The 19,104-nt window shown below is 65.3% G+C and carries 19 protein-coding genes; 8 read left to right on the top strand and 11 right to left on the bottom strand.

Annotation, left to right across the window (positions count from 1 at the left end; all coding sequences use genetic code 11):
* Positions 1-11: 11 nt before the first annotated feature.
* Positions 12-659: an MspA family porin gene (locus AC5Y4T_RS01285; RefSeq protein ID WP_499920225.1), complete on the bottom strand. Its 648-nt coding sequence runs from the start codon at positions 657-659 to the stop codon at positions 12-14.
* A 252-nt stretch (positions 660-911) separates the two neighbouring features.
* On the opposite strand from AC5Y4T_RS01285, the gene AC5Y4T_RS01280 reads away from it, so the two are divergent.
* Positions 912-1,121: a hypothetical protein gene (locus AC5Y4T_RS01280; protein WP_499920071.1), complete on the top strand. Its 210-nt coding sequence runs from the start codon at positions 912-914 to the stop codon at positions 1,119-1,121.
* A gap of 13 nt (positions 1,122-1,134) precedes the next feature.
* Here the strand turns inward: AC5Y4T_RS01280 and AC5Y4T_RS01275 are convergent, their stop codons facing one another.
* The 3 genes from AC5Y4T_RS01275 to AC5Y4T_RS01265 form a co-directional block, all read right to left on the bottom strand.
* A complete protein-coding gene (locus AC5Y4T_RS01275; protein ID WP_499951662.1) occupies positions 1,135-2,094 on the bottom strand; it encodes a phosphotransferase family protein in 960 nt (319 codons plus the stop codon).
* Entirely contained in the window at positions 2,095-2,892 is a 798-nt protein-coding gene (locus AC5Y4T_RS01270; RefSeq protein ID WP_499920069.1) for an SDR family NAD(P)-dependent oxidoreductase, read from the bottom strand.
* 103 nt (positions 2,893-2,995) lie between these two features.
* On the bottom strand, positions 2,996-3,439 hold the full coding sequence (locus AC5Y4T_RS01265) for a DoxX family protein (RefSeq protein WP_499920068.1): 444 nt from the start codon (positions 3,437-3,439) through the stop codon (positions 2,996-2,998).
* Between the two features lie 105 nt (positions 3,440-3,544).
* Between AC5Y4T_RS01265 and AC5Y4T_RS01260 the strand changes: the two genes are divergently transcribed.
* The 6 genes from AC5Y4T_RS01260 to AC5Y4T_RS01235 all read left to right on the top strand — a co-directional run bounded on the left by AC5Y4T_RS01260 (position 3,545) and on the right by AC5Y4T_RS01235 (position 12,511).
* Positions 3,545-3,868 carry a DMT family transporter gene (locus AC5Y4T_RS01260; protein ID WP_499920067.1) on the top strand — a complete coding sequence of 108 codons (324 nt, stop codon included), beginning with the start codon at positions 3,545-3,547 and terminating at the stop codon, positions 3,866-3,868.
* A gap of 109 nt (positions 3,869-3,977) precedes the next feature.
* Positions 3,978-5,402, top strand: coding sequence for a hypothetical protein (locus AC5Y4T_RS01255; protein WP_499920224.1), 1,425 nt, complete (start codon positions 3,978-3,980; stop codon positions 5,400-5,402).
* Positions 5,403-5,525: 123 nt separating this feature from the next.
* A complete protein-coding gene (locus tag AC5Y4T_RS01250) occupies positions 5,526-5,951 on the top strand; it encodes a hypothetical protein (RefSeq protein WP_499920066.1) in 426 nt (141 codons plus the stop codon).
* A gap of 206 nt (positions 5,952-6,157) precedes the next feature.
* Positions 6,158-6,601, top strand: coding sequence for an MmpS family transport accessory protein (locus AC5Y4T_RS01245; protein WP_499920065.1), 444 nt, complete (start codon positions 6,158-6,160; stop codon positions 6,599-6,601).
* Positions 6,598-9,426, top strand: coding sequence for an MMPL/RND family transporter (locus tag AC5Y4T_RS01240; RefSeq protein ID WP_499920064.1), 2,829 nt, complete (start codon positions 6,598-6,600; stop codon positions 9,424-9,426). Before AC5Y4T_RS01245 ends, AC5Y4T_RS01240 begins: the two co-directional genes overlap by 4 nt.
* Before the next feature lie 262 nt (positions 9,427-9,688).
* On the top strand, positions 9,689-12,511 hold the full coding sequence (locus AC5Y4T_RS01235) for a DUF2232 domain-containing protein (protein WP_499920223.1): 2,823 nt from the start codon (positions 9,689-9,691) through the stop codon (positions 12,509-12,511).
* 12 nt (positions 12,512-12,523) lie between these two features.
* On the opposite strand, the gene eno is transcribed toward AC5Y4T_RS01235, so the two are convergent.
* Positions 12,524-13,807 (bottom strand): phosphopyruvate hydratase, encoded by a 1,284-nt coding sequence (eno, locus tag AC5Y4T_RS01230; RefSeq protein ID WP_499920063.1) that lies wholly within the window; start codon positions 13,805-13,807, stop codon positions 12,524-12,526.
* Positions 13,808-13,933: 126 nt separating this feature from the next.
* On the opposite strand from eno, the gene AC5Y4T_RS01225 reads away from it, so the two are divergent.
* Positions 13,934-14,125, top strand: a complete 192-nt coding sequence (locus tag AC5Y4T_RS01225) for a ferredoxin (RefSeq protein WP_499920062.1) — start codon at positions 13,934-13,936, stop codon at positions 14,123-14,125.
* 34 nt (positions 14,126-14,159) lie between these two features.
* On the opposite strand, the gene AC5Y4T_RS01220 is transcribed toward AC5Y4T_RS01225, so the two are convergent.
* The 6 genes from AC5Y4T_RS01220 to AC5Y4T_RS01195 are packed head-to-tail and all read right to left on the bottom strand — an operon-like array spanning position 14,160 to position 19,054.
* The gene (locus tag AC5Y4T_RS01220; RefSeq protein ID WP_499920061.1) at positions 14,160-14,711 is read right to left on the bottom strand and encodes a carboxymuconolactone decarboxylase family protein; all 552 of its coding nucleotides are present in this window, start codon (positions 14,709-14,711) and stop codon (positions 14,160-14,162) included.
* Between the two features lies 1 nt (position 14,712).
* Positions 14,713-15,558, bottom strand: coding sequence for a TauD/TfdA dioxygenase family protein (locus AC5Y4T_RS01215; RefSeq protein WP_499920060.1), 846 nt, complete (start codon positions 15,556-15,558; stop codon positions 14,713-14,715).
* Between the two features lie 14 nt (positions 15,559-15,572).
* A complete protein-coding gene (locus AC5Y4T_RS01210) occupies positions 15,573-15,911 on the bottom strand; it encodes a hypothetical protein (protein ID WP_499920059.1) in 339 nt (112 codons plus the stop codon).
* Positions 15,908-17,170: an aromatic ring-hydroxylating oxygenase subunit alpha gene (locus AC5Y4T_RS01205; RefSeq protein WP_499920058.1), complete on the bottom strand. Its 1,263-nt coding sequence runs from the start codon at positions 17,168-17,170 to the stop codon at positions 15,908-15,910. The genes AC5Y4T_RS01210 and AC5Y4T_RS01205 overlap by 4 nt, the downstream gene beginning before the upstream one ends.
* A gap of 13 nt (positions 17,171-17,183) precedes the next feature.
* A complete protein-coding gene (locus AC5Y4T_RS01200) occupies positions 17,184-17,927 on the bottom strand; it encodes an SDR family NAD(P)-dependent oxidoreductase (protein WP_499920057.1) in 744 nt (247 codons plus the stop codon).
* A 32-nt stretch (positions 17,928-17,959) separates the two neighbouring features.
* On the bottom strand, positions 17,960-19,054 hold the full coding sequence (locus AC5Y4T_RS01195; RefSeq protein WP_499948511.1) for a 2Fe-2S iron-sulfur cluster-binding protein: 1,095 nt from the start codon (positions 19,052-19,054) through the stop codon (positions 17,960-17,962).
* Positions 19,055-19,104 lie beyond the last annotated feature (50 nt).

The following is a 19,104-nucleotide window of genomic DNA, read 5'->3' as shown; positions in this document are numbered from 1 at the left end:
CGAACAACCGATCAGACGGCTTTGGTGACACCGACGTAGGACAGCACCACGTCGGACAGGTCGGTCGTACGGGTCAGCACCGCATAGGAGCGGATGAACGACTGGCCCACGCACCCGTCGATCTTGACGTGAAAGTTGCTGATCATCACCCACGGATCTGCACCCTTGAACTGCTTCTTGACCACCGGCACCACGATGACCAAACCGGGCTTGAGTCCCACGCTCATCACACCGTTGATGGGCGTCGAGACGAATGGGAGCAGCGGCGGCAGCGTGCCGGTCGCGTCGAAGGTGGGGCTGACGCCGGGGATGATGCCGGCGCCGCCCTCCATGATCACGCCGTTGGAGGTACTCATGTCGATTCCGCAGCCGATCTGGTATCCCACTTCCAGGACGCCGTGGGGCTCCTCGGGCCCTCTGAGCGAGCCGACGAAAATGCCGCTGGACATGTATTCGCGGGACGAGATGGCGGTGGTCAGCGGTGCCACCGGAACCTGCATCTCGTCCTTTGCGCCCACTCCCAGAGTCCAGCCGTCAGGGGTGTTGAGGATCGCGGGAGGATTCGAAGGCACCGCCCCTTCGGCCGGTGGCGCCGCATCGGGAGGGGCGGCGCCCGACTGGGGTTCAGAGCCGGCCGAAGGCGCCGCGATCACGGACATGGCGAGGCACACGGCAATCGCGGCGGCACGACGGACGACAATGGCTACCGGCCTCACGGGCGAAACCGTACGCAGGGTCGAGTCAGCCGCGTGAAATTTGCTGGCTTGCAATCCGAACTTGTTGTTCGTTCGTGACTTTGCCGCGATGTAGAATCGGCATCAGCGTTTCGACAATCTCCAGTATCCGGACGGATTACGGAGAGCAGGGCAATGACATCTCACAGGTGCGCTCGCGTACTGGTCGCGGGTTCGATGGTCATCTCGGCTTTGACCTGCGGCGCGGGCACAGCGCTCGCAGACCCTGACGCCGGTCAGCAGCCCGACCTTCCCTCGATCGACGAATGGCCGATACAGTTTCCGACCACCTTGACCAACCCGGTCGACGATGATGAAAACGGTTTGCCGAGCGACTGGAACAAGGTGGGAATGATTTGCGAAAATCTATCAGCCCACTGCGGCTGATCAGCTGTCCCTGCTAAGCCAGCGTGATCCTGGCGCGGTCCAGCAGTCGCGGCAAAACCGCTGCCATGGCTTCCCATTCGGCTCGCGGCGCGGCGCGTCGCCGATTGTGTTTGACGATCAGCGACCACGTCGCCGCCGATTTGAAGCACGCCAGCGCCGTGAACCACGCCAATTCGCCGACCTCGCAACCCATCTCAGACCGGTAGAGCTCGATGAGCTCGGCGATGGGCGGCGCGATGCCGTCAGCCGGGTCGACCCGCCGGTAGGTGTCCGGGTCGCAGTTGATCAGGAACCATCCGGCGTCGATGCGGGGATCGCCTATCGACCAGATCTCCCAGTCGATGACCGCGTTGACGTGCGATCCTGCCGCGAGCAGGTTGCCCAGCCGAAAGTCGCCGTGCACCACGCGGGGCGTCATCGCGCTCGGTGCGCAATCCAGCAGCTCGTCGCGCACGTTCGGCCAATCGGGCACCAGCGCCGGGTCGACGGTCCGCAGCGTGTCGGACCAACGCTGGACTTCGGCGACCGGATCGACCACCGGTTCGTCGCCCAGTCCGAGCTCCGTCGGCGCGAGTCTGTGCAACGCGGCCATGGCGCGGCAGGCATTCCGATACCGATCGCCGAGAGCGGGCACTGGCGCGCAATCGTCGAACAGCGGTTCCACGCACTCGCCTTCGACGTGCGTCATCACGTAGAGCGGTGGCGTGCCGGGCGGATCCCCCGTGTCCTCCCACAGCACCGTCGGCACCGGAACATCGCTCGCTGCAAGCGCTTTGATGATGCGGGCCTGGCGCAGCACGTCGCGATGCCCAACGGGTTCGACACCCGGCGGGGCGACTTTGATCACCACACGTTGGCCGGAGCTGGTGCCCGCGAAGGTGAGACTGGAGGCTCCCCCGGACAGCGGAGCGACGTCGACGACGCCGGCACCGTCGAGTCGCCGACGCAGCTCGGCCGCATCGAGCTCGGCCATTCAGCCCGCCGGCGCGGACCAGCCGACCTCGGCGAGGAAGGGCTGGGTGTGTGCGATGCGACCGGTCAGGGTCTTCGGATCACCCGTGCATAGCCGGAACGCCGTTTCGGTGATCAGCCCGATGTCCTCGGTGCCGGTCTTGGCCAGATCCAGCGTGCCGGCGCCGGGTGTGGCCACGGGGTTGGACGGGGCGGCGGCGTTGACTGCGATTCCGTCGTCATACAGTTCGGCCGCAAGGCTTTTCGTCAATCGGTTGAGCGCGGCCTTGGCCGTGCCGTAGATGCCGAAGCCGGCGGTCCGGTCGAACTCCGAAAACGGCGGCCCTGGCGGCAGGTCGCCGCCCACCGAGGTCAGGTTCAAGATCCAGCCGCGCCCGCGCTCGCGCATCGGGGGTATCGCCAGCTGGCACAGATGCAGCGGCCCGAGCACGTGCATCTCCATCATCAGCCGGGCGCGCCGCTCGGGAAACCCGTCGAGAGGCCGCAGGAACGTCACCGCGGCGTTGTTGACCAGGATGTCGGGTGCGCCCACGCCGTTGACCACCTCGGCGAAAAGCCGTTCCCGGTCTTGCGCTTGGGAAAGATCCGCTTGAACCGCAATGGCTTTCCCGCCCGCCGCGACAATCTCGTCGCGTGTTTGGCTCAGCGACCCCTGGTACTTCGGATCGGGGTCCATCGTGCGGGCGGTCAACGCCACCGTCGCTCCGCGTTCGGCCAGGCGCGCGGCGATTGCCCTGCCCAAGCCCCGGCTGCTGCCGGTGACCAGGGCCACCAGCCCGTCGCAGCGTTGCGCGCTCATGATCCGCCTCTCCGAACCCGTCCGTCGATCTGAAAACGGCTTCTCCGTATCAGAGAATGCCATTATCGCCGGTTGAGCGAAAGTCTGGGCTCGACGCGTTTCGTCAGCGCCGAAGCCGCGACCGGCCCGCCTTCCGGCGTAGTGCATCCAGGGAGTAGGCGCCGCCCCCGGCGAAGACGAGCAGGAAAAATCCGAAGCAGAACAGGATGGCCAGCGCTCCGCCGTTGCCTGCGGGCGGATCGGCGACGGGCCACAGCGCCTCGGGTTGATGACTCGAGAAGTAAGCGACCGCCATCTCCCCGGAGGCGACGAACGCGGCGGCGCGAGTGAATAACCCGCCGGCGATGAGCAGGCCCGCGACGATTTCGATCAGCCCGGCATACCAGCCGGGCCAGGATCCAACTTCGACGACAACGGGCGATGGGACGGGCCAGTCGAAGAGGCTCCTCGACCCGTACGCGGCGAAGAGCAAACCGTAGACGCACCGAAACAGGCTCAGTACGGCCGGGGAGTAGTGGGCCAGTCTTTGGTCGAGGTTCGTCGTCACGCTGGCAAGGTTACGGTTGCCACCCAGGCGATCGGCGGAGACGACGCCATTCGACGCACCGTCGGGGTAAATACGTACGTGTGCCCAGGCAGGCAAGGAGGCGTTGTGACCTATCTGTTTCTCCTCGGCGCGATATTCGCCGAGGTAATAGCGACCAGCCTGCTCAAGGGCACCGAAGGCTTCACCCGCTTGTGGCCGACCGTGGTGTGCCTGATCGGTTATGCCGTCTCGTTCGCGCTGCTGGCGGTGTCGATTTCGCGCGGTATGCAGACCGACGTCGCCTACGCGTTGTGGTCGGCCATCGGTACCGCCCTCATCGTGTTGATCGCCGTATTGTTTCTCGGCTCCTCGATATCGCTGTCCAAGATCGTCGGGGTCGGCTTGATCATCGCCGGCGTGGTCACGCTGAACCTCGCCGGTGCGCACTGACCGCGTCCTGCGAGAGCCGTCCGAAACGGACTAGGGTGGGCGCGCACGCAACGACGGCAGGAGAGATGTGAACCTACGCTTCCGCGAACTCGCCCTGGCTCCGGTGATCATGGTGCTGGCGCTGCTGCTCGCCCCGTCGGCGTCCGCCGACACCTACACGGACCAGCTGGTGAGCAGGTTCGACAGCGAGACGCACGTGGTGGTCGACCCGGGGGCCCGGCCGCCGCTGCAGAATCCCGACAAGCTGAACCAGCAGATCCTCACCAGCTCGTGGACGTGGAGCTCGGACCCTCCGGTCTGGGTGGCGGTGGTGTCCCCCGCCCAGAGCGGCGTGACCACGCCCGACGCCGTTCACGCCGCCATGCTGAGCCGCAACCCCAGGTTCAGCGGCGTCATCCTGGTCATCGACTCCCGCGGCTACCACGTGCGCGCCTACAACGTGCCCAAGGCCATTGCCGACAACGTTGATCAATTCATGAATCAGTCGGCGAAAGATCACCACAACGACCCGTACGGCGCCACGAGTGCCTTCGTCGGCAAGCTGGCGAGCGCCAACGCGGTGTCCCGCGGACCGGTGACCACCTCTCCCGTCGCTCACCAAAAGCACGACGACTGGACCTGGCTGAAGGCGACGCTGGTCATTTCGGGCATCGCGCTGGCCATGGCCGGCTTGCTCTGGTTCGGCGTGCGCCGAAATCGTAAGCACCGCAAGGACAATGAGGCGCGCGAGGAGATCAAGCAGGAGCTGATCGTGGCCACGTCGAATGTCAGCGATCTCGACAACGCCGTGCTAACCGATAGCGGCGCGGATGTCAGCGCCGAGTCGCTGAAAGCCAACTCCAGCTTGTACGACGCCCGAAACGCTTATGAGAAAGGCGATTACGGGGCCGCACGGGCGCATCTGCGGGTGGTGGAGTCCACGGTCGCGAAGGCCAACCGGAAGCTGGACCCGCGGCGCACGCCCGACGTCGCCGCCGTGAATTCGGTGCCGGCCGCCGATCGTAAGCAGGCCACGGTGCGCACCACGAACCCCGACACCGGTGAGTCGGTGACGATCAACAACAACAACTACAGCACCGCAGCGCAGCCCGGTTACCCGTACTACTACGGCGGTGGCTACCACAATGGGATGTTCTTTTACCCGGGCTATTACCCGTACGCGTTCTGGGGCCCGGGCTGGACGTGGGCGCTGACCGACGTGCTGCTGATGGACGCGCTCCTGGACGACCATTGGGGCGGCAGTTACGAGCGCGGCTTCGAGGCCGGCCGCGATTCCGCCTTCACCGATGCCAATAGCTATGGCTATGACGATGGCCAGGCAGCCGGTTATGACAGCCCGTCGGCGGACGTGGGGTTCACCGGCGGCGACGCCGCATTCTCCGGCGGCGGCGACGTCGGCTTTGGCGGCGGGTGGGACTCCGGCGGCGGCTGGGACTCCGGCAGCTCCGATTTCGGCGGCGGCTCCGATTTCGGCGGCGGATCGGACTTCGGCGGGGGGTCCGATTCGGGCGGTGGCGGCGACTTCGGATTTTGATCGCCCGGGATGTGATCATCAGCCGGGACTTTCGGAGAAAGCGCTCACGTACGGGGTCGCAACGACTGGGGTAGCGTTCTTCGCGAGCCTTCGGTAATCCCACGGCGAAGCAAGGATCGCAGCATGAGTTCGTCTTTATATGGTCTGCTGACCGCACTAACCCTTGTCCTGGCGCTGTCGTTGGCGGCCGTCGCCGCCGTGTACGTAAATCGCCTGGAGCGCCGCACGGCTGCTCCCGTCGGTGAAGACATCGGGAGCGCCAAAGCGGTCCTGCACAAAGTGCGGAAAGGCGAACCGATGTCACGGCAGGAGTTGAACTACGCGAAGCAACTCGTTGCCGATCGTGGCTCCTTACTGACCCTTTGCATCCCGGGCGCCTTGTTCATGCTGGGCTGTTTTTATGTCTTCGGCAGTCTCTACCACTTGCATGGAGCGACTCCCTCCGAGCGGACCTTCCTCGGGGTGATCCCGATGTTGACCTCGACGAACCTCGCCATTCAAATCCGCCGCCACGCAGGGTTGAAGCGGCGGCTGAACAAAGTGTCCTGACCGAAGACAAGGCCAGGCATCCCGTGCGCTCACGGGCCGCCGGATGGGCCGGCGCGCCTTACCGGCCGGGTCCGGGTTGCGGTGTTTCTGGTCTTGCACAATGATGTGTCAATTGGGCACATGACCGTCTACTATTTGGCGGGCACCAGGGCGAGAGCGGGGGGGCACGAACACGATGTCCGTACCGGGTCGCGAGAGATGATCCGATGAGCCCTCGTTCAGTCGGGCGGACAGTGCTTTCGCGTATCTGGATGCCGTTGGTCGCGGTGGTCGCGGTGGGTGTGGGCCTGCTGTGCATGTACAAGGTGCATCAGTTCTCCGAACCGGAGCCGGTCATCACCGTCAACGGTCCGCAGGCACCCGAAGAGTTCAACCTCAAACGGATCACCTATGAGGTGTTCGGTTCCGCCGGGCGAGGCGGGAAGCTCGTCTACGTCGACATCGATGGCCATCCGCACGAGGTCGATATCACGTCTTTGCCCTGGTCCCACACGGAGACCACCACGCTTACGGTGGCATCCGGCAGCATTTCGGTGCACGTTCATGGCGGTCAAGTGGGTTGCCGGATGCTGGTCGACGGCGTTGTCCGCGACGAGCAATCCGGTGACCATCAGGACGCCGACGTCCAGTGCAGGGTGAAGTCGGCATGACCGAGCACCGCCTCGACGAGCCCCGGGTCAAACGTCCCTTCATCCCCAGGATGGTCCGCGCACTGGCGATACCGATCATCTTCTTCTGGGGGCTTCTCGCGGTCACCACGAATACCTTTATGCCCCAAGTGGAACGGGTCGCAGAAGAGCTCGCCGGGCCGATGGTCCCGCACTACGCACCCTCGCAGCGGGCGCTGCTGCACATCGGCGAGAAGTTCCACGAGTCCAACTCGACCAACCTGACCATGGTGGTGTTCGAGGCGAACCGCCAACTGGGCGACCAGGACCACCGGTACTACGACGATTTGATGCGCCGCCTCGAGCGCGACACCAAACACGTGCAATACGTGATGGATCTGTGGGGCAAGCCATTCACCGCGGCCGGGGCGCAAAGCGTCGATGGCAAGTGCACCTACGTGCTCTTGCGTCTCGCCGGCGACATCGGCCAGATTCAAGCCAACCAGTCCGTCGACGCCGTCCGCGACATCATCAAGAAAGACACGCCGCCGCCCGGGCTCAAGGTCTACGTCAGCGGTGCGGCTCCGCTGGCCTCCGACACACTCGCCATCGCCAATGCCAGCCTGAACAACGTCACGATCGTCACGATCATCCTCATCGTCGTGATGCTGCTGTTGGTGTACCGCACGCCCGCCACGCTGTTGGTGCCCCTGCTCGGAGTCCTCATCGAGATGCTCGTCGCGAAGGGCATCGTCTCGACCCTGGGGCACTACGGGTACATCGAACTCTCGTCGTTCGCGGTGAACATCGTCATCGCGTTGACCCTCGGTGCGGGAACGGATTACGGCATCTTCCTGATGGGCCGATACCACGAGGCCCGACAGGCCGGCGAAAGCCGGGAGGACAGCTTCTACATCGCATACAAGGGTGTCGCGCCCATCATCATCGGGTCCGGCCTCACCATCGCCGGCGCGTGTTACTGCTTGACGTTCGCGCGCCTCAACTACTTCCACACCATGGGGCCGGCCGTCGCGATCACCATGCTGTTCACCATCGCGGCGGCGATGACGCTGGGTCCGGCGGTCTTGACCGTCGGCAGCCTGTTCGGGATGTTCGACCCGAGAACCAGCGCCAAAGGGTATCTCTATCGGCGCATCGGGGCGAGCGTCGTGCGCTGGCCGGTGCCGATCCTGGTGGCCAGTTCCGCCGTCGTCATGCTCGGCGCGATCTTCGTGCCGAGCTACCGGCAGAACTACGACGACCGGCAATACCAGCCGGCCAGTGCCCCAGCGAATCTCGGCTTTCAGGCCGCCGATCGGCACTTCCCCAAGAGCAAGCTGTTTTCCGAGATGCTGATGATCGAGACCGACCACGACATGCGCAACTCGGCCGACTTCATCTCGCTCGATCGCGTCGCCAGGGCTTTGATCCGCCTGCATGGGGTGGCGATGGTGCAAGGCATGACGCGGCCGTTGGGCCGGGCGCTCGAGCACGCCAGCATTCCCTACCTGTTCACCACGCAAGGCAGCGGCAATGGTCAACAACTCCCGTTCAACAGGGAGCAGAATTCGAACACCGACGCGCAGGCGGAGATCCAGGCGCACTCTGTTGCCGTCTTGCGCAAGGAGATCGGCTTCTTCCAGAAGGTGTCCGACGAACTGCACCAGACGGTGCTCACCGTCGAGGACCTGGAAAGGGTCAGCAACGAAATCAACGAGGAGATCGCGAACGTCGACGATTTCTTCCGCCCGATCAAAAGCTATTTCTATTGGGAGAAGCACTGTTTCGACATTCCGATCTGCTGGTCGTTCAGATCGTTGTTCGACGGGCTCGACCAGATCGACCACCTGGCCGAGGACATCAAGTACGCCAGGATCTCCCTCGTGGAGGTCGATAAGGCCTTCCCGCAGATCATCGCCCAGCTGAAAGCCACCGCCGACGACACGGAAGCCCTTCAGTCGAAGTTGGTCAACAGCTACGGCTCGGCGGATCTACAGTCCATTCAAACCGAGCAGACCTACGACGATTCGATCAACGTCGGCAACGACTTCGACAAGTCCCGCAGCGACGACTTCTTCTATATCCCGCACGAAGCCTTCGACAACGAGGACCTCAAGGCGGGCATGAAGCTGATGATGTCGCCGGACGGCAAGGCCGCCCGCTTCATCGTCACGCACGAGGGCGACGCCATGGGCCCCGAAGGCGTCGAGCACGTCGAACAGTTCCCCGACGCGATCAAGACGATCCTGAAGGAGACGTCGCTGGCCGGCGCCCGGGTCTATATCGGCGGTTCGGGGTCCAACGACAAGGACATCAAGCAATACGCGATGTCGGATCTGCTGATCGCGGCGATCGCGGCCTTTGTGCTGATCTTCTTGATCATGCTGTTCATCACGCGAAGTCTGGTGGCGGCGTTGGTGATTCCGGGCACCGTGGCCTTCTCCTACGCCGGGGCGTTCGGCCTGTCCATCCTGTTCTGGCAGCACCTCATCGGTCTGCACCTGCACTGGCTCGTCCTACCGCTGACGTTCATCATCCTGGTGGCCGTCGGATCGGACTACAACCTGTTGTTGATCAATCGGGTCAAGGAGGAGCTGCACGGCGGGATCCACACCGGTCTCATCCGCGCGCTCGGCAGCACCGGCGGTGTGGTGACGTCGGCCGGTTTGGTGTTCGCCTTCACCATGCTGGCCATGCTCACCAGCGATCTGAGAACGATCGGGCAGGTGGGTTCGACGGTGTGCATCGGCTTGTTGCTCGACACCCTGATCGTGCGCTCGTTTGTCGTGCCGTCCATCCTGCGGATCCTGGGGCCGTGGTTCTGGTGGCCGACGCTGGTGCGCGCCCGTCCGCTGCCGCAGCCGTGACCGGCCGACGAATCGTTGACCGGGCCGAACGCATCTCGTTGATGTGCTGACATGTCGACGAAACGCGTGCGACGACCCGCGCCGTCTCGCCGCCGTCGCCGCCGTCGCCGCCGTCGCCGCCCAGATTCCCGCCGACAAGGGCTACCTGAAGATCTGATGAGAGAACCTCGGGCGCGCTGGCGGCGACGGGCATAATCGTGTCGTGAAGGGGTCCGGCACTGCGCTGCCGAAAAAGCGTGCCGGATCGCTGCTACCCAGTGAAATGGCGCAGGCGTCGGTGATGGGTGCGCTGTGTGCGGCGATCGCCATCATCGCGGTCATCCTTCCGCACGCGGGTTGGCTGGGTCTGCTGGGCACCGTGCCGATTGGGCTACTTGCCTATCGGTATCGGATCCGGGTCCCGATCACCGCGGCGATCGCCGCTGGTGTGATCTGCTTTTTGGTGGTCGGCTTCAGCGGCGTCTTGACGGTCGCGCTCTGCGCCTACGTCGGCGGACTGGCCGGGATGGTGACACGCCGCACCCGCGGCACGCCCACCGTGATCGCCGTGTCATTTGTCGCCGGAGTCGTCCTCGGCGGGGCCGGCGTCATCGCGTTGACCGTCCTGGCGCGGCTTCGGCAACTGGTGTTCGACACGATCGCGGCCACCGTAAACGGAGTCGCGGCGGTGATTGCCCGCGTGCCGCACCTGCAGGCTGGTGCGCAGGAGCTCAAACGGTTGCTCGCCGAAGCGCTGAATTATTGGCAGTGGCTGGTCCTCGGATACGCGGTGGTCGCGATCATCGGCGCCTCGGTCATCGGCTGGTGGACGCTGTCGCGGGTGCTGCAGCGGCTAGGCAGCATTCCCGATGTGCACAAACTGGACGCACCACTTCGCTGCGGGCCGATCGCGCCGGTCCCGGTGCGGCTGGACGAGGTTCGCTTCCGCTACTCGCATGCCGATCACGACGCGCTGCGTGCGGTGAGCTTTGACGTGCAGGCGGGCGAATACGTCGCGGTCACCGGAACGAACGGCTCCGGGAAAACTACGCTGGCACTGATCCTGGCCGGCCGCGAACCGACCTCGGGCACGGTCGAACGTCCGGGGGCGGTCGGACTTGGCGAACTCGGCGGCACCGCGGTCGTCATGCAGCACTCGGAAAGCCAAGTGCTGGGCACGCGGGTCGCCGACGATGTGGTCTGGGGACTGCCCCCCGGCAAGACCACTGACGTTGGCCGGTTACTGCATGAAGTCGGGCTTGACGGCATGGCCGAGCGCGACACCGGCGGGTTGTCCGGCGGTGAACTGCAGCGCCTCGCCGTGGCCGCGGCGCTGGCGCGGGAGCCGGCACTGCTCATCGCCGACGAGGTCACCGCGATGGTCGACCAGCACGGCCGGGATGCGCTGCTCGGCGTGCTGTCCGGGCTCAACGAGCGTTATCGAACGACCCTGGTGTACATCACCCATTACACCAACGAGGCCGATGCCGCCCACCGCACGATCAATCTCAGCGCTTCGCTGGATAACACCGCCATGGTCGAGACCGCGGCCGCGCCCACGCCGACGCTCGCCGCGGGCCACCAATCCAGCGCGCCCATGCTGGTACTCGCCGGTGTTGGTCACGAATACGCCAGTGACACCCCCTGGGCGAAGACCGCTTTGCGCGGTATCAGCTTCGCGGTGCATGAGGGCGACGGGCTCCTTATCCACGGCGGCAACGGCTCCGGTAAGTCGACGTTGGCGTGGATCATGGCCGGACTGACGGCGCCGACCAGCGGTACCTGTCTGCTCGACGGACGCCCGATTTCTGAGCAGGTCGGTGCGGTCGCGCTGAAATTCCAGGCGGCCCGGTTGCAATTGATGCGTCCCCGCGTCGCCCTGGAAGTAGCTTCGGCGGCGGGCTTTTCGCCCGACGATCACGATCGAGTGGTCGCGGCGCTTGCCGTCGTCGGGCTGGATGCCGCGGTGGCGAAGCGGCGCATCGATCAGCTCAGTGGCGGCCAGATGCGCCGCGTGGTCCTGGCCGGATTGCTGGCGCGGTCTCCGCGCATCTTGATCCTCGACGAGCCGCTGGCGGGGCTAGATGCCGCCAGCCAACGCGGTCTGCTGCGGCTGCTCGCGGATCGTCGTCGTGACACCGGTCTGACCGTGGTGGTCATTTCGCACGACTTCGCCGGACTGGAGGAGTTGTGCCCGCGCACCCTGCACCTGCGGGACGGTTCGCTAACGGCGGAGGCGACGGCCGCCCGGGACGAAACGGTGGCGACAGACGCTCCGGCCAAGCAGAGGCCCGCTCGTCGGCGCCCCGTTGTGCTGCTGCGGCCGGTGCCGGGCAGCTCACCCATCCACGAGCTGTGGGCTGGAACGAAATTGCTTGTCGTCTTTGGCATTTCGCTGCTATTGACATTCTTTCCCGGCTGGGTGGCGATCGGGCTCAGCGCCGCGTTGGCGGCCGCGGGAGTACGGCTCGCGCGTGTTCCCCGCGGCGCGCTGCCGTCGGTGCCGCGATTGCTGTGGATCCTGCTGGCCATCGCCGGTTTCGCTGCGGCGTTGGCCGGAGGCAAACCCGTGATCCAGGCGGGAACGGTCTCGCTGGGTCTCGGTGGCCTGTTGGATTTTTTGCGCGTCACCTCGCTGTCGCTCGTATTACTCGGCCTGGGCGCGCTGGTGTCGTGGACCACTAATGTCGCCGAAATTGCGCCCGCGGTAGCCACTTTGGGTCGCTTCCTGCGACCGTTGCGAATCCCCGTCGATGACTGGTCGGTTGCCTTGGCGCTGGCCCTGCGCACCTTCCCAATGCTGATCGACGAATTCCGGGTGCTGCACGCCGCTCGCCGACTGCGGCCGCATATCACACCTCGCACCCGTTGGGCCCGTCTGCGGCGCACGGCGGCGGAGGTTATCGACCTGGTCGTCGCGATCGTCACCGTCACGCTGCGCCGCGCCGACGAGATGGGTGATGCGATCACGGCCCGTGGCGGCACCGGCCAGATCTCCGCGGCCCCCTCGCGACCGAAACCGGCGGACTGGCTGGCGCTTTCGATCGCCTTGGCAGTGTGTGGGACCGCCGTGACGGCCGAGCTCGCGTTGTTCGCCGGCCGCTGACTCGAAACGGGCTCAGAACCGCGCCAATGCGGGCACGTCCGCCAACGCACAATCCGGGATGCCTTCGGCCGCTCGCAGCAAAAAGTTGAGCTTCGCGATGCGCTCGCCAGACCGCGGTGCGCCATTCTTCTGAAACGGCGCCCCCAGGCCCACCGCCAGGTCCATCACCACATCGTCGATGACGCCGCCCGAGCGGCCCGAAGGGATGGCCAAAACGCCATTGCGCCTAGCGTATTCGAAGCAATCCAGGGCCTCGGCGATCGTTCCGACCTGGTTGGGTTTCAGAACGAACCCACCGACTGCGGACATCTCGACGGCGCGCCGCAAGCGGGCGCGGTTGGTGACGATCAGGTCGTCTCCGAGGATGATCGAGCGGTGCACCGTCTGGACCGCTTTGGCGAATCCGGCCCAGTCATCCCCGTCCAGCAGGTCTTCGATGAACAGCATCGGGAAGTCCTGCGACAGCGCCCGGGCATAGTCGATCAACGCCTCCGCGGTCACCCGCTCGCCATTGAATGCGTATGTCGCAGAATCCCTGTCGTACACCTCGCTCGACGCGCAGTCCAGGGCGAACGCCATGATGTCGGCGCAGCCGGCGCGCTCGACGGCTTCGGCCAACACTTCCAGAACGACGTGCGGGTCGCTGGACGGCGCGACGTATCCGTACGACGACGCCAGCATCGGTGCGCGGCCCAGGCGCTCGGTGAGCACCTCGCCGAGCGTCTCGAACAAGCCCACGCCTTTCTCCACCGCGGATTCGATCGAGTCCGCGCGATAGGGCACGACGAGAAACTCGCTGAAGGTCTGGCGGACATCGCCGTACTGACCGCCATTGATCATGTTGAAGCTGGGTATCGGCACGGTGGCCGGCGGTTCGAGCCCGAGCAGCGCGCCGATATAGGTGTACGTGGGTGTGCCGGCCGCGGCGGCGGCCGCCCGCAGCAGTGCGATCGACGTGGAGTAGATCGCGTTGCCGCCGAGCCGGTGCTTGTCCGCCGTGCCGTCGAGGTCGATCATGACCCGGTCCAGGGAGCGGGGGTCGTCGAGTTTCGCGCCGATCAGGGCGGGGGCGATCTCGTCGGTCACCGCGGCGATGGCGCGGTGCACGCCCAGCCCGTTGTAGTGGGTGCGATCCCCGTCCCGCAGGACGAACGCCTCGTGTGAACCCACCGAACTGCCCGTCGGTGACGCGCCGCGACCGACAACGCCGGTGTCCGTGGTGATCTCGACCTCGAGCAGGGGCCGGGCTTTGCAGTCCAGCAGTTGGCGGGCGATGACGGATGCGATCTTCACCATCGACCTCCCGGACCCAGGATCTCAGCGTAAGACGGCAGCACTGAGAGGTCACTGAGAAGCGGCGTACTAGAATTTATACAGGACTCATTTGTGAAAACCTCGTGCGAGAGATCAAAGGAGATCTTCATGCGGCCGGTGGTGAACCTTGATCGGTGTGAAGGCAATGCCTACTGCGTGAACATCGCGCCGAATGTTTTTCGGCTCGACGATGACGACTACGCGGTGGTCACCGCGGACCCGGTGCCCGCCGACCAAGAGGCGCTGGTGGAGAAGGCCATCGCCGAGTGCCCGCGCGCCGCCTTGTCCCGCGAGGACTAGCGCCTGACGACGGCACCACTGACCGACCGCGGGATCATCCGTGCTCTTCTCGGATGCCGAACGTGTTGACGGCCAGAGCAAGCAACAGGTATCCGCCGATGGTGAACGTCAAATCCATGCACTGCTGCTGGGTAAACAACTCGCCCAGCAGATCCCAAGTCCCTTGGCTGATGGTGTTGTCCGCGGTGAGATCGTCGACGGCGCGGATCACCGCCTGGTCGGTGTGGTCGGCGCAGCTGCCGGACCGAATGCCCTCGATCTCGGGTTCGGTCAGGCCCGCGCGCAGAGCGATCGGGATGTGGTGCGACCACAGGTAGCCGCAATTGCTGCGGTGCACCACGCGCAGCAACGCGACTTCGCGCACCCGGGGCGACAGGGTCGAGCGGGTGAGCAGGTAGGCATTGAACGGCAGGTAGGCCGCTGTCAGGTCGGGGTGGCGGACCATGGTCGACAAAACATTGCCCGCGCCAACGGGATTCGCCCGCTCGGCCGGGATCAGCGACGCCAGCGCGGCGCGGGCTCGCTCGTCCCACTCGTCGGCGGGTAGCGGTGTCAGGCGCAGCGGATGCTCGTCGGCCGCGGCCATGCTATTGGATCGGTTCGTCGCCGAGCACGGTGGTGCGCAGCATTTCTCGACGGGACTCCGGGTCGTACGGGGCGGCGCGGTGCAGCACCCCGCGGTTGTCCCAGATGACGGTGTCGCCGATCGACCAGCTGTGGCTGTAGACCTTGTCCGGCACCGTGGCCCGCTCGAGGAGTTCGTCCAGCAGGGCGCGTCCCTCATCGAGATCCATATCGACGACGTAGTCCGCGGAGGCGCCCAGCACCAGCGACTTTCGGCCGCTGCGATGCGTCCACACCAACGGGTGTTCGTGGGTGCGACGGGATCGCCAGCGCTGCACCTGTTCCGGCGACGGGTCGGGGTAGACGCGACGCTGGGAAGCCTCCAGCGAGTGCACCACACGCAGGGCGCCGAACCGCTCCTTCTCCGCGTCGCTCAGGGCGTCGTAGGCTGCGTACGAGTTGGCGAATTCGGTTTCACCACCCCATTCGGCGACCTGTACCGCCGACAGCACGGTGGCCTTCTGCGGGCATTCGTCGCCCAACGGGGTGCAGCCGTCGATGTGCCAGTCGAAGGTGGCCTTCAGGTAGGCGGCCGAGGCGTTCTTGGACTTGTCCAGCGTGATCGGGTAGATGCCGGCCACCGGATGGTGGCCGTCGGAGGAGTGGTCGATTTCGCCGAGGCGGCGGCAGAAGCGGACCTGTGCCTCCGGGTCGAGTTGCAGGCCGCGAAAGACCAGAACCCCGTTGTCTTCCAACGCATCCAGCACCGCTTCACCTACCGAGTCGTCTCTTGCCAGGGCGGCCGGCTGCAGGCCGGCGACCTCGGCACCGACCGACTCGGTGAGTTTGGTGATGGTGAGCAGACCCATGGTCGGTCCTTTCGTCAGGGCACCGGTCCGCCAGTGCGGATCATGACGGCGTCGGCGGCATCGACCGGGGCGGGTTGATGCATGATCTCCACCGCCATGGCGACCATGATCAGCGAATAGATCATGTGCAGCAGGTTCAGCGCGTCGTCGGGCACATTGTCGAGGGGAAACTTGTCGCAGTAGTCGATCGCCTCTTCCAGGCGCGGGAAGAACGCGTCGTAGAATTCCCGCAGCTGGGGCATCGACGCGTTGACCCGGGCGTTCCAGCGCTCGGTTTCGGTTGCCAAACACCATGTTTGGGCGTATTCCTCCAGCTCGGCGAATGCGCTGGGCAACATGGTCTGCATGGTCACACTCCCACCGAATCCTGTTCGCGGCGATAGGCTTCGACCCAGTCGACGGCGACCTTGTGCAGATGGCGCACCAGGATCTCCTGGTCGTTGAGGGGAAACTCGTCGACGATGCCGTATTCCAGTGCCGCCTGCGTCCCGCCGAGCATCCCGGCGTCTTGCAACGCGAACTCCTTCAACACCACCGAGGCGACTTCGTGCTCGATACGCTCCCGCACGGTGCGCGCCGGATGGAAGTAGGTGTAGGCCTCGAACCGGTGCGTGTTGTGTGAGGTGGGCCAGTACCGGTACAGCAGATACCAGCCGCCATAGATCAGGATCTCGATGTTCGGGAAGATCTGGAAATTGCTGATGCCCCACGGCTCGATCCGCCCGGGATTGAGCCCAGGTGGCAGTTCGCCGATGTCGGGCGTGCGCCACGGTCCCACCAGCCCGCTGCGGGTGGCCCGCTCGATCGGGTACATGTATTCGGGCGGCAGTAGCCAGCGGCGCCGCCCGGCCGTGGAGACCAACCGGTGCGGGCCGTCGAGTTGGAAATGGCCGCAAGTGAATCCGGCGTTGGGATCACGCACCTCGGCGGGCACCTGCTGGGAGTGCAGCGAGGGCACGTGGTAATACTCCTGGAAGGCGTCGGCGAAGATCTTCCAGTTGCTGTTGTTGTGGGCCACCCACTCGTAGCGTTCGGTCAGCTTGCCGAAGGGATAGTCGTCGAGGCCGGTGATCATCGGACCGAGGAACTCACGCAGGCCCTGGCGTGGTTCGGGGTCGAAGTTGATGAAGACAAAGCCGTTCCACACGTCACAGTGCACCGGCCGCAACCCGTACTGCGCGGGATCGAGGTCGAAGAACTCCGATTCCTGCTGGACGAATTTCAACGCGCCCTGCAGGTCGTAGCGCCAGCCGTGGTATTTGCAGGTGAACTGCCGGCATGTCCCGCGGGTCTCCTCGCCAGGAAAGTCGTTCCACACCAGTTTGTTTCCGCGGTGGCGGCACACGTTGTAGAAGGCGCGGATGCGCTCGTCCTTGCCTTTGACCAGGATCACCGAGACGCCGGCGACCTCGATCTCCTTGGTGAGGTAGCTGCCGACACGCGGCAGCTCCTCCACCCGTGCGACGTTGAGCCACGCGCGTTTGAAGATCGCTTCGCGCTCGAGTTCGTAGAACTCCCGGGACGTCGAGTCCTTGAAAGACACCGGGCCGGTTCCCAATTCGGGATAGTGCTCGGTCCAGGAGCCCTCCGGGGGCCTGCCTGCTCTGGTCATCGGATCCTCGCTATCACATCACCGCTCCACCGTTGACGCCTAGAACCTGGCCGGTGATGTACCGGGCTTCTTCCGAACATAAAAACCCCACGGCCGCGGCAATGTCGGCCCCGGTGCCGAGGTAGCCCAACGGGATATTGCTGGCGATCTGCTCATTGGACGGCAGGTACCCGGCGGCCTGGCCCCGGTGCTGCATCGGGGTCTCGATGCCCGAGGGCGGAATGTTGTTCACCGTGATCCCGTGCGGCGCATACTCTCGGGCCAGTGACTTGGTCAACGTGATCACCGCGCCCTTGGACGCCGCGTAATGGGCGGCGAACGGGGAGCCGCGCTGGGCGCTCGAGGACGAGATCATCACGATCCTCCCCCAATTCGCCTCCATCATGTCCGGCAGCGCGAGCTGGCAGCAATGAAAGGTGCCGGTCAGGTTGACGTCGATGATTCGAGACCAGTTCTCGGCGGTGATCTCCAGGAAGGGTGAAAAGTCGAACATGCCTGCGCTGGTCACCAAAACCGTCACCGCGCCCAGCTCGCTGCGCACCTTCGCGAAGGCCTGCTCTACCGTGGACCGATCTGTGACGTCGGCGCCGGCCCCGAGCGCGGTCACGCCAGCGGCCCGCAGGTCGTCGGTGACGCGTTGCGCGGCATCCTCGTTGACGTCGAGCACCGCGACTTTCATTCCGCGCCGGCCCAATTCATGACAGGTTGCCTCGCCCATACCCGAGGCGCCGCCGGTCACCACCGCGACCCTCGTCATCGACGCCGCTCCACCATCGACCGCCTTCTCGCTCACTCGTAGACCACCCGCACCGTGGGACTGGTGGGCAGGGCCTGACACGTCAACACCCAGCCCTCCTCGACTTCATCCGGCTCGAGCGCGTCGTTGTTGATCATCCGGGCGCTGCCGTGCGTCAGGCGGGCCATACATGTTCCGCACGAGCCGATCTCACACGAGGACGGCGCCCGCAGTCCGGCCATCCGGGCCGTCTGCAGCAGCGTGTTACCCGCATGGTACGGCGCGGTCGTCGTCGAGCCGTCCAGCACGATGGTGACCTCGTCGGTCACCACCTCGGTGTCCGGCGGCGCCGCCGCGGCTACGTCGTCGACGTCGAAATGCTCGATGTGCAGGCGATCGGCCGGCACGCCCGCAGCCGATAAGGCGTTTCGCACGATATCCATGAATTCGTTTGGCCCGCAGATGTACACGTCGGCGTCTCCGGCGTCCGCGACGAACGCCTCGATGTCCGCCTGGGTGACGAAACCCCTGTTGTCGTCGAGATGATGGTGCAGCACGAAGCGATCGGCGTGCCGCGCGCTGAGCGACGCCAACGCCTCGTCGAAGATCACCGATTCACGGTTCCGGTTGGCATAGAAAAGTCGCGTGGCCCGCTCGCCGGACGTCAGCGCCGTACGCACGAGCGAAAACACCGGCGTGATGCCGCTTCCGCCGGCAAAGGCGATCAGCTCTCGATCGCTCTCGCGCAACACGAAGCGGCCCTGCGGTGGCAGGGCGGGCAGCTCGTCACCGGGCGTGGCCGTGTCGTTGAGCCAGTTCGACACCACGCCGTCGCGGTCGCGTTTGACGGTGATCTGCAGATCCTCGCCCAGAGCGGGTGACGACGACATCGAGTAACACCGTCGGTGCTCGCGGCCGTCGACGGTGACCAGCAGCGTCAGAAACTGTCCGGCTTGGTAGCCGAACCGCTTCGCGCTGCTCTGCGGAACGTCGAGAACGATCGACACGGCGTCGCGCGTCTCGGAAACCACGCGCTTGATCCGCAGTGGCACAAAGCCATCCGGCAGCGCGGCGACGTCGACGCCGCCCGATCCGGCCTCGTTCACCGCGGCCGGACCGACGTTCGCGGCCGCCCGAATTTCACCCATCCCGGCCACAGTATCAACTACTTGCGATTAGTCTCAAGTACTAGAGATTG

It is taken from the genome of Mycobacterium sp. NGS11, from assembly GCF_059813315.1.
This window is presented reverse-complemented; position numbering and strand designations above follow the sequence as displayed.

Excerpts from the sequence above, each read along its gene's own strand:
- AC5Y4T_RS01255 (WP_499920224.1), top strand. The coding sequence starts at position 3,978 with ATGGTGCTGGCGCTGCTGCTCGCCCCGTCGGCGTCCGCCGACACCTAC.
- AC5Y4T_RS01245 (WP_499920065.1), top strand. The coding sequence starts at position 6,158 with ATGAGCCCTCGTTCAGTCGGGCGGACAGTGCTTTCGCGTATCTGGATG.
- AC5Y4T_RS01220 (WP_499920061.1), bottom strand. The coding sequence starts at position 14,711 with ATGGCCGCGGCCGACGAGCATCCGCTGCGCCTGACACCGCTACCCGCC.
- AC5Y4T_RS01285 (WP_499920225.1), bottom strand. The coding sequence starts at position 659 with ATGTCCGTGATCGCGGCGCCTTCGGCCGGCTCTGAACCCCAGTCGGGC.
- AC5Y4T_RS01280 (WP_499920071.1), top strand. The coding sequence starts at position 912 with ATGGTCATCTCGGCTTTGACCTGCGGCGCGGGCACAGCGCTCGCAGAC.
- AC5Y4T_RS01235 (WP_499920223.1), top strand. The coding sequence starts at position 9,689 with ATGGCGCAGGCGTCGGTGATGGGTGCGCTGTGTGCGGCGATCGCCATC.
- AC5Y4T_RS01270 (WP_499920069.1), bottom strand. The coding sequence starts at position 2,892 with ATGAGCGCGCAACGCTGCGACGGGCTGGTGGCCCTGGTCACCGGCAGC.
- AC5Y4T_RS01215 (WP_499920060.1), bottom strand. The coding sequence starts at position 15,558 with ATGGGTCTGCTCACCATCACCAAACTCACCGAGTCGGTCGGTGCCGAG.
- AC5Y4T_RS01250 (WP_499920066.1), top strand. The coding sequence starts at position 5,526 with ATGAGTTCGTCTTTATATGGTCTGCTGACCGCACTAACCCTTGTCCTG.
- eno (WP_499920063.1), bottom strand. The coding sequence starts at position 13,807 with ATGGTGAAGATCGCATCCGTCATCGCCCGCCAACTGCTGGACTGCAAA.
- AC5Y4T_RS01205 (WP_499920058.1), bottom strand. The coding sequence starts at position 17,170 with ATGACCAGAGCAGGCAGGCCCCCGGAGGGCTCCTGGACCGAGCACTAT.
- AC5Y4T_RS01240 (WP_499920064.1), top strand. The coding sequence starts at position 6,598 with ATGACCGAGCACCGCCTCGACGAGCCCCGGGTCAAACGTCCCTTCATC.
- AC5Y4T_RS01195 (WP_499948511.1), bottom strand. The coding sequence starts at position 19,054 with ATGGGTGAAATTCGGGCGGCCGCGAACGTCGGTCCGGCCGCGGTGAAC.
- AC5Y4T_RS01200 (WP_499920057.1), bottom strand. The coding sequence starts at position 17,927 with ATGACGAGGGTCGCGGTGGTGACCGGCGGCGCCTCGGGTATGGGCGAG.
- AC5Y4T_RS01225 (WP_499920062.1), top strand. The coding sequence starts at position 13,934 with ATGCGGCCGGTGGTGAACCTTGATCGGTGTGAAGGCAATGCCTACTGC.
- AC5Y4T_RS01275 (WP_499951662.1), bottom strand. The coding sequence starts at position 2,094 with ATGGCCGAGCTCGATGCGGCCGAGCTGCGTCGGCGACTCGACGGTGCC.